13 protein-coding genes and 1 tRNA gene are annotated in these 12030 nt (G+C 70.0%); 10 read left to right on the forward strand and 4 right to left on the reverse strand.

Going from position 1 to position 12030, the window contains the following annotated elements; all coding sequences use genetic code 11:
* Positions 1 to 122 precede the first annotated feature (122 nt).
* From VXM69_RS12265 to VXM69_RS12300, 8 genes are all read left to right on the forward strand, one after another.
* Positions 123 to 2036, forward strand: coding sequence for a sigma-54-dependent Fis family transcriptional regulator (locus tag VXM69_RS12265; protein ID WP_034186188.1), 1914 nt, complete (start codon positions 123 to 125; stop codon positions 2034 to 2036).
* A gap of 81 nt (positions 2037 to 2117) precedes the next feature.
* Positions 2118 to 2420 carry a 2Fe-2S iron-sulfur cluster-binding protein gene (locus tag VXM69_RS12270; protein ID WP_049031263.1) on the forward strand — a complete coding sequence of 101 codons (303 nt, stop codon included), beginning with the start codon at positions 2118 to 2120 and terminating at the stop codon, positions 2418 to 2420.
* A gap of 58 nt (positions 2421 to 2478) precedes the next feature.
* Positions 2479 to 2973 (forward strand): SRPBCC family protein, encoded by a 495-nt coding sequence (locus tag VXM69_RS12275; RefSeq protein WP_034186224.1) that lies wholly within the window; start codon positions 2479 to 2481, stop codon positions 2971 to 2973.
* A 92-nt stretch (positions 2974 to 3065) separates the two neighbouring features.
* The gene (locus VXM69_RS12280) at positions 3066 to 3440 is read left to right on the forward strand and encodes a DUF2946 domain-containing protein (RefSeq protein WP_367188676.1); all 375 of its coding nucleotides are present in this window, start codon (positions 3066 to 3068) and stop codon (positions 3438 to 3440) included.
* Between the two features lie 96 nt (positions 3441 to 3536).
* Positions 3537 to 3902 (forward strand): copper homeostasis periplasmic binding protein CopC, encoded by a 366-nt coding sequence (copC, locus tag VXM69_RS12285; protein ID WP_367188677.1) that lies wholly within the window; start codon positions 3537 to 3539, stop codon positions 3900 to 3902.
* 40 nt (positions 3903 to 3942) lie between these two features.
* Positions 3943 to 4389, forward strand: a complete 447-nt coding sequence (locus tag VXM69_RS12290; RefSeq protein WP_034186185.1) for a copper chaperone PCu(A)C — start codon at positions 3943 to 3945, stop codon at positions 4387 to 4389.
* A 32-nt stretch (positions 4390 to 4421) separates the two neighbouring features.
* Positions 4422 to 4595: a hypothetical protein gene (locus VXM69_RS12295; protein WP_367188678.1), complete on the forward strand. Its 174-nt coding sequence runs from the start codon at positions 4422 to 4424 to the stop codon at positions 4593 to 4595.
* A gap of 98 nt (positions 4596 to 4693) precedes the next feature.
* Positions 4694 to 5323, forward strand: a complete 630-nt coding sequence (locus VXM69_RS12300) for a LysE family translocator (RefSeq protein ID WP_367188679.1) — start codon at positions 4694 to 4696, stop codon at positions 5321 to 5323.
* Positions 5324 to 5336: 13 nt separating this feature from the next.
* Here the strand turns inward: VXM69_RS12300 and VXM69_RS12305 are convergent, their stop codons facing one another.
* Positions 5337 to 6650: a leucine-rich repeat-containing protein kinase family protein gene (locus VXM69_RS12305; protein ID WP_049031260.1), complete on the reverse strand. Its 1314-nt coding sequence runs from the start codon at positions 6648 to 6650 to the stop codon at positions 5337 to 5339.
* A 141-nt stretch (positions 6651 to 6791) separates the two neighbouring features.
* On the opposite strand from VXM69_RS12305, the gene VXM69_RS12310 reads away from it, so the two are divergent.
* Positions 6792 to 6876, forward strand: a tRNA-Leu gene (locus VXM69_RS12310).
* A gap of 76 nt (positions 6877 to 6952) precedes the next feature.
* Here VXM69_RS12310 and VXM69_RS12315 read toward each other — a convergent pair.
* Entirely contained in the window at positions 6953 to 7825 is an 873-nt protein-coding gene (locus tag VXM69_RS12315) for a LysR family transcriptional regulator (protein ID WP_034186182.1), read from the reverse strand.
* Positions 7826 to 7964: 139 nt separating this feature from the next.
* On the opposite strand from VXM69_RS12315, the gene VXM69_RS12320 reads away from it, so the two are divergent.
* Positions 7965 to 9206: an MFS transporter gene (locus tag VXM69_RS12320; RefSeq protein ID WP_034186181.1), complete on the forward strand. Its 1242-nt coding sequence runs from the start codon at positions 7965 to 7967 to the stop codon at positions 9204 to 9206.
* Positions 9207 to 9247: 41 nt separating this feature from the next.
* On the opposite strand, the gene VXM69_RS12325 is transcribed toward VXM69_RS12320, so the two are convergent.
* Both VXM69_RS12325 and VXM69_RS12330 read right to left on the reverse strand, forming a co-directional pair.
* Complete coding sequence (locus VXM69_RS12325) at positions 9248 to 10495, reverse strand: RhtX/FptX family siderophore transporter (RefSeq protein WP_034186223.1); 1248 nt, start codon at positions 10493 to 10495, stop codon at positions 9248 to 9250.
* A 22-nt stretch (positions 10496 to 10517) separates the two neighbouring features.
* Positions 10518 to 12029: a PepSY-associated TM helix domain-containing protein gene (locus VXM69_RS12330; protein ID WP_367188680.1), complete on the reverse strand. Its 1512-nt coding sequence runs from the start codon at positions 12027 to 12029 to the stop codon at positions 10518 to 10520.
* Position 12030: the final 1 nt, after the last annotated feature.

Below are 12030 nucleotides of genomic sequence, written 5' to 3' on the forward strand. Positions count from 1 at the left end.
TATGATGATGCGTACCCGGACGGACGGCTGTTGCGCCGGATGGTGCACCGCGAGCGGAGACGCACTCCGCCGCCGGTTCCGATTCGGTCGGCCCGGGCTGCCCCGGGAACAGGAGACAAGTCATGCCGCAACCCTTCGTGCTGCCCGTCACCGCGGGTCGCACCGACCTGCTCGCGCAGGCGCATGCGCGTTCGACCGCGGTCGGCCTGCGCGCGCACGAACGCCCGGATTTCACGCCGCTGTCGCGTATCGCGCTGCGCGAACTGCTCGACACGAATCACACGCTGTTCTCGCACGCGCGCCCGGTGATGGAAGACCTCCACGCGCAGATCGCCGAGACGCAGAGCCTCGTGCTGCTGACCGACGCCGACGGCGTGATCCTGCACAGCATCGGCGACGCCGACTTCATCGAAAAAGCCAACCGCGTCGCGCTGCGCACCGGCGTGTCGTGGGCCGAAGGCGCGCGCGGCACCAATGCGATCGGAACCGCGCTCGCGTCGGGCCAGGCCGTCGTCGTGCACGGTTCCGAACACTTCCTGCGCGCGAACCACATCCTCACCTGCTCGTGCGCGCCGATCGTCGATCCGTTCGGCCGCACGCTCGGCACGCTCGACGTCAGTGGCGACCCGCGCGGCTCCAGCCCGCATACGCTCGCGCTGGTGCGGATGTCCGCGCAGCTGATCGAGAACCACCTGTTCGCGAACCAGTGCGGCGAAGCGCTGCGGCTGCGCTTTCACGCGCACGAGGATTGCGTCGATTCGCTGTTCGCCGGGCTCGTCGCGTTCGGCCCCGACGGCGGGCTGATCGCCGCGAACCGCAGCGCGCAATTCCAGCTCGGCGCGTCGTTCGACGCACTGCAACATCAGGCCAGCGACGCGTTGTTCGGCATGCGCTTCGCGCAGCTCGCGCAGCAGGCCGCCCGCGCGCCGGGCGCCACGTTCCGCCTGACGCTGTCGACCGGCGTGCGCGTGCTCGCCCGCTGCGAATTCCCGGACGCGCAGAAGACGGCCGTCGCCGTCACGCCGCCCGCGCCGGCCGCGCGCGTACGCGCGCCGGACCCCGACGCGATCACGTTCGCGACGCTCGACACCGGCGACGCACGCATGGCCGCCGTGCTCGAACGCGTCGCGAAGATCCGCGGGCGCGACCTGCCGCTGCTGATCCTCGGCCAGACCGGCACCGGCAAGGAATGGCTCGCCCGCGCGCTGCACCAGGCGTCGCCGCGCGCGGACGGCCCGTTCGTCGCGGTCAACTGCGCGGCGCTGCCCGATTCGCTGATCGAGGCCGAGCTGTTCGGCTATGAAGACGGCGCGTTCACGGGCGCGCGCAAGCGCGGCAGCCCCGGCAAGATCGCGCAGGCCGACGGCGGCACGCTGTTTCTCGACGAGATCGGCGACATGCCGCTCGCGCAGCAGGTGCGGCTGATGCGCGTGCTGCAGGAGCGGGCGGTGATGCCGCTCGGCGGCGCGCGCGCGGTACCGGTCGACGTGCGCGTGGTTTGCGCGACCCATCGCGACCTGCGCGCGATGATCGCGGACGGCACGTTCCGCGAAGATTTGTTCTACCGGATCAACGGCCTCGCGGTCACGCTGCCGGCGCTGGCCGCGCGCACCGACCTGCCGGTCCTGGTCGACCGGATTCTCGCGCGGCTGGCGCGCAGCGAACCGATGCCGCGCCGCATCGCGGCCGACGTGCTCGATGCGTTCAAGCGCCACCGCTGGCCCGGCAACCTGCGGCAGATGACCAACGTGCTGCGCACGGCCGGCATGCTCGCCGAAGACGAAGCCGAAATCGCGCTCGCGCATTTGCCCGACGATTTCTGGCTCGACTGCGACGATGCATCGGCCGCGCCCGCTGCCGCCACGCCGGCCACGCCGACCGTGCCGGCCGGCACGCACGAAGGCACGACGCTGCAAAGCCGCCAGGCCGCGGTGATCGACGCCGTGCTTGCGCGGCACGGCGGCAACGTATCGGCCGCCGCGCGCGAGCTCGGCCTCGCGCGCAATACCGTGTACCGCTACCTGCGGCGGCATTGACGCCCACGGCCGGCGGACGCTGCCCGCCGGCCGGTTCGGGTATGCTTGGCGCGTTGCCGCCGACCGCCGCCCGCTTCAGTCATGACCGATCCAGACCACCCGCCCCTCGTGCGCATCGAGCCGCTCGGCGCGACCTTCGACGCGCCCGATTCGCTGACGCTGCTCGAGGCCGCCGCGTTCGCGCGCGTGTCGCTGCCGCGCTCGTGCCGCAACGGCACGTGCCGAAGCTGCCTTTGCCGGATCGTCAGCGGCAGCGTACGCTACACGATCGAATGGCCGGGCCTGAGCCGCGAGGAAAAGGCCGACGGCTATACGCTGCCGTGCGTGGCCGTCGCGACGTCGGACCTCGTGCTCGACGTGCCCGACGCGGCCATGCTCGACTAGACGCGGCGTGCGGCCACGCGCGCCGTCCTGCAACGCCCGATCCTGCGTGGAGAACGCGATGACCCAGTCAACCGATCGCATCGAGAAACAAGTCCAGCTCGCGGCCTCGCCCGACCGCGTGTGGGAAGCCGTCAGCAATTCCGGCGAATTCGGCCAGTGGTTCGGCGTCGCGTTCGACGGGCCGTTCGCGGCCGACCAGCCGCTGTTCGGCCGCATCACGCCGACGCGCGTCGACGACGACGTCGCCAAGGCACAGGAACCCTATGCGGGCACTGTGTTCGAAATCGTCGTCGATCGCATCGAGCCGCAGCAACTGTTCTCGTTTCGCTGGCATCCGTTCGCGATCGACCCGCATTTCGATTACGCGTCCGAGCCGATGACGCTCGTCACGTTCACGCTCGCCGCCCAGGCCGGCGGCACGCTGCTCACGGTCACCGAAACGGGTTTCGACCAGTTGATCGAAGCGCGCCGCGCGAAAGCGCGCGAGATGAACGACCAAGGCTGGGCCGCGCAGATGATGCTGATCACGAAATACCTGGCGAAGCACGCGTAGCGCGCCGCTTCGCCGCATGCCGCCGCCGTCCCGCGCACCGGCGTGCGTGGCATAATCCGCTCCATCGTCGCCCATACGCCGCCGCGCATCGCATGCTGAGTCGTCGCCTCCAGAAGATCGGCAGTCTGATCGGGATGCTCGCCATCCTGATGACGGCGCTCGCGCCGACGATCTCGCAGGCGCTCACCACGCAAGGGCGTGTCGACGCGCTGCTGGCCGGCTACTGCACGGCCGCGCCGGCCGCCGGCGGCCACGCGTCCGATCCGTCGACCAGTCTCCACGCGCATCTCCAGGCATGCGGCTATTGCAGCCTGCTTGCCCATACCCCCGCGCTGCCCGCCCCCGAACTGACGTTCGCGGCCCACGTACGCGTGATCCAGCATCGCGCGGCCACCCGCTTCGAAAGCCTGCGCCGCGCGCTGCCGCTCACGGCCGCGCAGCCGCGCGCCCCGCCGTTCACGTCCTGATCCGCTGTCGTTGCACGTGATGCCATCGCGCATCGCGTGGTCCGCGCACGCCGCTCGCGTGCGTGCCATGTCACGTTTCGAAGGACGCTCACCCTCATGCATACCGCCACGCTCTTTCGCGGCGCACTCGCCGCGCTCGGCTTCGTCGTCATCCAGGCTGCCCATGCGCACGCCATCCCGAAGAAGCAGGTCCCGGCCGCCGACGCCACGCGGTCGGCCGCGCCGCACGCCGTCACGATCGATTTCAGCGAAGCGCTCGAACCGGCCTTCAGCTCGATCGCCGTCACCGACGGCCATGGTCAATCGGTCACCGACGGGAAATCGGCCGTCGACGCCGGCAACCGGAAACGGATGCACGTCGCCCTGGCCAGCCTGACGGCCGGCGCGTACACGGTCGCGTGGGTCGCGGTGGCAAGCGACGGCCATCGCACGCAAGGCCGCTACACGTTCACGCTGAAGTAACGCGCACGCTGCCCCGGCCCCCCCATCAGGAGAACAAACGATGAAACACCCGATTCCGACCGCCCTGCTCGTTGCCGTGTTCGCGCTGCAAGCGCCCGCCTCGTTCGCCGCGCCGGCCGTGCAGGCCGATGCGTGCTGGATCCGCGCGATGCCGGCGACGGTGCCGTCGTCCGGCTACTTGACGCTGAAGAACGACGGCGACACGCCCGCCACGCTGACAGGCATCGACAGCCCCGCATACGGGATGGCGATGGTGCATGAAACGCAGACGAACGGCAGCACCGCGAAGATGGTTCATGTCGACTCGGTCGTCGTCCCCGCGCACGGCTCGCTGACCTTCAAGCCGAAGAGCTATCACGTGATGCTGGAGGAACCGCGCAAGGCCGTCGCGCCCGGTTCGAAGGTGCCGTTCCGGCTGCATTTCGCGGACGGCTCGACGGTGTCGGTCACCTGCGACGCGAAGGCGCCGACCTACGCCGGCCAGTAACGCACCCGGTATCCCGATCGAAGGAGACGCACATGAAAGACCGCCTGCCGCTGGCCGGCCGGATCGTCCGCTACCGGACGCCGCTGAATCTCGCCGTACTGATCGTCTGCGGGTTGTGGGCCGCGTGGATCGCGTGGATGACGCGGCCCGCCGCGATCGACACGCCGCCGTCGGTTCCCGCGTACTGCATGCGCGACACGCACTGACGCGCCGCGCCCGCACGGTTCCGGCGGCGGCCCGCGCCATTATTGGCGTGGCACCATCGCTGCATCCCGTCCGCCGGAACCGTCACCCGGAGCAACGCATGGCCCTTCAGACCTGGATGCTGTTTGCCGCAGCCTATCTCGCCACGACACTGTCGCCCGGGCCGAACGTGCTGCTCGTGATCCGCAACACGGTGCGCTACGGCACGCCCGGCACCGCCGCGACGATCGCGGGCAATCTCGTCGCACAGGGTGTGGTCGTGCTGCTCGTCGCGCTCGGCGTCGGCGCCGTACTGGCCGCGATGCCGCCGCTGTTCGTCGCGATGAAGGTCGTCGGCGCCGCCTACCTGATGGTTCTGGGTGTGCGGCAACTGCGCGGCGACCGCATGGCCGCCGCGTCGGGCGGCGCCACGCAAAGCGCCATGCCCGACCGCGCGAAGCTGTTTCGCGAAGCGCTGTTCGTATCGGGCAGCAATCCGAAGACGATGGTCTTCCTGTCGGCATTCATGCCGCAGTTCGTCGTGCACGATCGCCCGCTCGCGCTGCAGTTCGTCGTGATGTACGCGACGATCGCCTGCACCGTCGTGATCGTTCACAGCGTCTATTCGGCCGGCGTGCGCCGATTCCATCGCGATTTCGGCATGCGTCGCGCAGCACGTGCGCTCAAGCGCGCCAGCGGGCTGCTGTTCGTCGGGCTCGGGATCAAGCTGCTGACCGCACGGCAGGCGTAAGCGGGCAAGCGCGTCAGCGCATGTGCGCGGCGAGCGCCGCGGCAATCTCGCCGAACGACGGGCGGGCGTCGATATCCTCATTCAGGCAGGCCGCCGCGAGGGCATCGAGGGCATCCGAGCGCGACTCGCATCGCTCGAGCAACTCGCCGAGCAGATAGCCGAACGCGCGCACTTCGAGCCGCTCGAACCTGCCGCCACGCGTGCGGTCGTTCACGTCGTAGAGCGACGCCGCGCCGAAATCGCCCAGCAACGCGCCGCCTGCCCCGTCGTGCAGGATGTTGTGCGCATACAGGTCGCCATGCATGATGCCGCGCGCATGCAGATGGCCCGCGACCGACGCGATGCCGTGCGCGATCCGCACCGCTTCGGCCGGCGCGAAGCGCGCGTCGGCCGCATACACGTCGCGCGTGCAGGAAGCGAAGCTCGGCGGCCCGGCGAGATTCCCGAGCGCGGGATCGACCAATTCCATCACGAGGCCGTGCGTGCCGTCCGGATGCCCGCTCACCTTGCCGATCACCGGGATCAGGTCCGGGTGGCGGCCGGCGTGCAGGCACGCGGCCATTTCGCAATCGGGCAGGCCGTCGCTCGTCACCGCGCCCTTGAACAGCTTGACCGCGACCGCGCGCGACGGGTGGCCGTCCATACGCCACTGCGCCCGGTAAATGACGCCCGATGCGCCCTCGCCCAGCTTCCGCTCACACGACAGCGACGCCCAGTCGATCTGCGCGACGTCCGGCCCCGCCGCCGCCGCCGCCTCCGGCGCCGCACTGAACGGATTGCCGGCCGTGGCGAGCCACGCGAGACGCGGCAGGCGCAGCAGCCAGTCGGGCAACGCCTCCAGCCGGTTCGCCGACAGGCGCACCAGTTCGAGCGCGCGGCATGCGGCCATTTCGGCCGGCAGCGCGCGCAGCCGATTGCCCGCGAGCATAAGCTTCTGCAGCCGCGAACAGTCGCCGATGTCGGCCGGCAGCGCGTCGATCGCGTTGTCGGTGAGGATCAGCCAACGCAGCGCGCGCGGCAGTGCGCCGCGCGGCACCGTGCGAATCCGGTTCGCCTTGAAGCCGATCATGTCGAGTTGCCCGCACGCGCCGAGCACGTCGGGGAACGCGGTGAAGCGGTTGCCGGATGCAAACAGGATGCGCAGGCGATGCAGCCGCGGCAGGTCGTCCGGCAACGCGGACAGCGCATTGCCGGTCAGGTCGAGCACTTCGAGCGTATCGGCCAGATCGAGGATCTCGCGCGGAAATTCGGTCAACCCGCATGCGAGCTTGAGTTGCCGTGCGCCCGACAGTTGTCCGGCCTGCAGTTGTTCGAGGGTGTGGGTCACGGGTGAAAACGGGTTGCGGTTGCGACGGTCGCCAGACCGATCCGACGGATTCTACCGGGATCGCTGCCGTGCAAAATCATGACGTTGTCACGGCCCCTTCACAAACGCGCAATGTGACGTTAGAATTGCGCCCCTTGCAGTGCCGACGTGGTGAAATTGGTAGACACGCTATCTTGAGGGGGTAGTGGCGAAAGCTGTGCGAGTTCGAGTCTCGCCGTCGGCACCAAATGCAGCTTCAACGTTTTCCGCGTATTTTCCGAAACCCGCGACAGCAGATGGCTTCGCGGGTTTTTCGTTTTCGGCTACGCCAGCCGCAGAAAATTCCGCACCACCGCCGACGGCTCGTCGCATCGCGACACGATGGCCAGCCTGGCGCGCAGCCCGTTACCCGCGAACGGCCGGTACACGACCCCGGGCACCTGCACCTGCGTGATCGCCTTCGGCACGACCGATACGCCGAGCCCGGCCGCCACCAGCGTCACCGCGGATGCCATCTGCGGCGCCGGCTGCGCCATGCGCGGCTCGAATCCGGCGGCCTTGCACGCGGCGACGATGTCGTCGAACAACGCGCTGCCGGCCTCCCGCGGCACCTGCACGAACGACTCGTCGGCCAGTTCCGCCAGATCGATACGCCGGCGCGGCGCCAGCCGATGCGCGACGGGCAGCGCGACGAACATCGGCTCCTCGTCCCAGTCGGCGGCGCGCAACGTCGCGGCGACGCGCCGCACCGGCCGCACGATCGCCACGTCGAGGCGCCCGGCATCCAGTGCCTCGAGCAGGACACCCGACGTCGCTTCCTGCAACGTCAACTCCGCATCCGGAAACGCCTCCCGAAAGCGGCGAATCAGATCCGACACTTTCGGGTTGAACGCCGCCGTCCCGGTGAAACCGACCCGCAGATGGCCGGTTTCGCCGCGCGCGGCACGCCTGGCCGCGCGTGCCGCGCGCTCGGCATCGTCGAGCACGCGTCGCGCCTCTTCCGCGAAGACCTCGCCTGCCAGCGTCAGCCCGGCGCCACGCGCGGTCCGCTTGAACAGCTCCACGCCGAGTTCGCTTTCGAGCGCCTTGATCTGCTGGCTCAACGGCGGCTGACCAATGCCGAGCAGGTCGGCGGCCTTCGTGAAATTCGACGTGGCCGCGACGGCCAGAAAGTATCGGAGATGCCGGAGTTCCATTCGTGAGCGACCTTGCGGGAAGTCGAGGCGGCCTTCAAGCCAGTGTTAAAACATATCGCTGCGGTTCTTTTCATATATTGGACATATACATGACGATGCGCAAGAATTCGTGCATTCCCGTCGCACATCGAGTGCATCCATGTCCGCCCCCTCGATTTCCCGCTCCATGCCCGGCCCGCAGCAAACCGCGCCCGATGCCCTGCCGGCCGGCGTGTCCCCGCGCTCGGCCGCGTACAAGCGCATCGCGCTCGCGCTCTTTCTCGCCGGCTTTTCCACCTTCTCGCTGCTGTACTGCGTGCAGCCGCTGCTTCCCGCGTTCGCCCGCGAATTCAACCTCGGCGCGGCGTCGAGTTCGCTGTCGCTGTCGCTGTCGACCGGGATGCTCGCGGTGTCGATCCTGTGCGCCGGCGCACTGTCCGAACGCGTCGGACGGCGCGGGCTGATGTTCGCGTCGATGACGCTGGCCGCGCTGTTCAACCTGCTGGCCGCGCTGTCGCCGAACTGGAACCTGCTGCTGCTCTGGCGCGCGCTCGAAGGCTTCGCGCTCGGCGGCGTGCCGGCGGTTGCGATGGCCTATCTCGCGGAAGAAATCGCCGCCGACGGGCTCGGCTTCTCGATGGGCCTCTACGTCGGCGGGACCGCGTTCGGCGGCATGATCGGACGGATCGGCATGAGCGCGCTCGAAGAGCACTTCTCGTGGCGCACGGCGATGCTGACGATCGGCGTCATCGACCTGCTTGCGGCGATCGCCTTCGTGATGCTGCTGCCGACATCGCGCCGCTTCGTGAAGCGCACCGACCTGACGCTGCGTCATCACATCCGGCTGTGGCACGCGCAACTGCGTCACGTGCGTCTGCCGTTCGTGTTCGCGATCGGTTTCCTGGTGATGGGCGCGTTCGTGACGATCTACAACTACGCCGGGTTCCGGCTCATGGCCGCGCCGTTCAACCTGAGCCCGACCGCCTGCGGACTGATCTTCGGCGCCTACCTGTTCGGGATGGTGTCATCGTCGAGCGCCGGCGCGCTCGCCGACCGCCTCGGGCGAGCCCCGGTGCTCGTCAGCGGCATCGTCGTCTTCGCGGCGGGCCTCGCGCTGACGCTGTCGCACTCGCTCGTCGCGATCGTCGTCGGCATCGTGCTCGTCACGATCGGCTTCTTCGTCGCCCACTCGGTCGCGAGCGGCTGGGTCGGCAACCTCGCGGGGGCCGCGAAGGGGCATGCGGCCTCGCTCTATCTGCTGGCCTACTACGTCGGGTCGAGCGTGCTCGGCTCGATCGGCGGGACGTTCTGGCAACACGGCGCGTGGGCGAGCGTCGCCGCGTATGTCGCGGTGCTGCTCGCGCTCGCGCTGCTGGCGGCGCGACGGTTGACGCGCGGCTGAGGTGACGCAGCGCGACCGGCGCGCGCCGGACCGCGCCGCCGTCACGACGCCAGCACATCGCTCCCCTTCGCCGCATGCGCTGCCTCCCGCCGCCGCAGCGTCATCGCGATCAACGCGGCCAGCACCGCCAGCCCGACACCCGTGAGAAACCCGCCCGTATAACCGACCTTCGCGGTCAGCGACAGGATCGTCGACGACGCGATCAGCTCGCCGAGATCGCGCGTGCTCTGCACGGCCGTCACGTCGGTACCGGCCTGGTCGCTGCCGCCCGCGAAGCGCATGCCGGCCGTCATGATCGACACCGACGTGATCCCCGTCGCCAGCGAGCCGAGCACCGTGCACAGCCACGCCCACGACGGCGACACCGGTAGCCATCCGCACGCCTGCGCGAACCACAGCAACGCCGCCGCGCCCGCGCAGCTCACGCCGGCCGTGAACGCACGCCATACCCCGAGCCGCCTCACGAGCCACGCGCCGCCGCCGCAACCGAGCACGACCGTCACGACGCCGCCCGCCATCCCGAGTTTGCCGATCGCGTCGAGCGTCCAGCCCGCGTCGTTGAGAAACAGCTTCGACAGGCCGAAGCCCGATACGGCCGTCATCGCCGACAGCAGCGCGAGCGACAGCAGCGACCACGAACGCGGCCGCTTCGCGAAACGCACGAGGCTCGCGTCGTGTGCCGGCCGCGCCCGCGCACGGTCCGCATCGCGCGGCAGCACCCACAGCACGCAGACCAGGCTCGCGAGCGGCACGGCCGCCAGCGCGAGAAACGCGGCCGGCTGGCCGAACAGGCCGATCAGCGTCAGTGTGCCGGCGCCGCCGCCGAAGAAGCCAATCATCACGCCGGCAATCTGGATCGCGTTGATCCTCGCGAGCGTGTCGCCGCTGAAATGCTCGGCGGCCATGCCGTCGTTCGCGATGTCCTGCGTTGCGCTGGCAAGCGACGCGACGGCCAGCAGGCCGACCGCCCAGCCGGCCGTCGCGACCGTCATCCCGATCTGCGCGAGGCAGCCGAGACACACCACCACGAGGGTCTGCATCGGCAGCATCCAGCTGCGCCGCCGCCCGAGGCGTGGCGACCAGCGGTTGTCGACGACGGGCGCCCACAGGAATTTCACGACCCACGGCAACCCGACGAGCGGCAGGAATGCGAGTGCGTGAAGCGGCGCGCCGTCGTGGCGCAGCAGTGTCGGCATCGCATCCATCGCAATACCGATCGGGATGCCCTGCGACAGGTAAAGCAGCGTGATCGTGATGACCAGGCGGCGATGTTCGAGCAGATCGCGCATCGAAGTCTCCAGTTGCATGAGGTTAAAAAGGTTCGACGCCGGCCGGCACGCGTGCGGCCGGCATCGCATCGCGCCGCGGACGGCGGGCGGCACGCAGCAGCAACACGCCGAATACGACGAGTGCCGCGTCGATCCACCCGTACACGGGTGCGCCCGCGCCCAGCAGCGCGAGTGCGCAATGCGTCGCGCCGGCCAGCCCGTAAGCGGCGCCGGCCGCACGCATCAGCACGCGCAGCCATGCCGCCCGATCGGCCGCCCGGGCCGCGACCGCAATCGCACCGGCCCACACGGCCCAGAACAGCATCGCGAGCGCATGGTCGACGTGCACGCCGTCGGGCAACGCGCGCCCGGCAAACAGCAGGACTCCGCCCGCGAGCACGAGCCCGCCGCATGCGCCCACCGCGACGGCGGCCAGCACGCTTGCCGAGCGATCGCGCTGCGCGCGCCGCCGCTCGATCCACAGATGCAAGCCCGTCGCGCACAACACGCACGCAGCAAGCCCCATCAGGAAATGAAGCGCGCGCAGCACACCGCCCGCCGCACCGACCCAGCCGTATTGCGCGAAATGCAGCGGCTGCACCGCGATGAATGCGCGCAGCCAGAAGCCGCGACCGCGCGACGTCGCATCCGCGAGCCATTGCCCGTCCGCCGCGCGATACAGGTGACGCTCGAACACCGCCGTACTCGGCAGCCCCGCGGTCGTGCCGGCAATCTCGACGGTCGCGTTCGCGTCGCCCCAGCGATGCAGCGCGACGGCTTCGCGCCGGAAGTCCGGCCTGCGCGCCGCATCGCGCCGCAACAGCGCGTCGAGATCGGGCGCGTGCTGCCACGGGCCGCCGGCCTCGGCGGGCGGCGGCCCGCCGAGCAGTTCGGCGAACGCGCGCTGCGGCTGCCCCGGATACGCAATGCCCGCGAGCGACACCGTGCCGAGCGCGCCGAGCCCCGACAACGCGCCGGTGAACGCGAACAGCACGAGCCACGGCGTCCCCCACAGGCCGATCCACGCATGCAGGTCGAACAGCGCGACGCGCAACCCGTGGCCGCGCCGGACGCGTGCCGCATCGGGCCAGCGGCGGCGATGCACGACCACGCCCGCGACGACGAGCACGAGCAGCACGATGCCCCACAGGCTGACGAAGATGCGGCCGGGGAAACCGGCGAACAGCGTCTTGTGCAGCGTGACGATCAACCTCGCCCTTCCCGCGTCGGGCAGCGGCGCGCCCGTCGCCGGATCGAGCGCCAGCGTGCACGCCTGGCGCGCATCGCAGAACCGGATCGCCGGATCGTCCGGCCGCGGCAGCACGATGCGCACGTCGCGCAACGCAACACCGTGTGCCGCCGCGCGCGCGACGAGCGCATCGAGCGGCAACGCCGGCCGCGCGACCGCCACCGGCGGCGGCCGCCACCAGCCCTGCATCGAATCGAACGCGAGACTCCAGGTGCCGCTGAACAGCACGACGAACAGCACCGTGCCGAACAGCGCGCCGGCGCCGCGATGCAGCGCGCGCCAGCGCGAACGCGACGACGCCTCCATG

The organism is Burkholderia sp. Ed8, from assembly GCF_040761425.1.
Classification (GTDB): domain Bacteria; phylum Pseudomonadota; class Gammaproteobacteria; order Burkholderiales; family Burkholderiaceae; genus Burkholderia; species Burkholderia seminalis.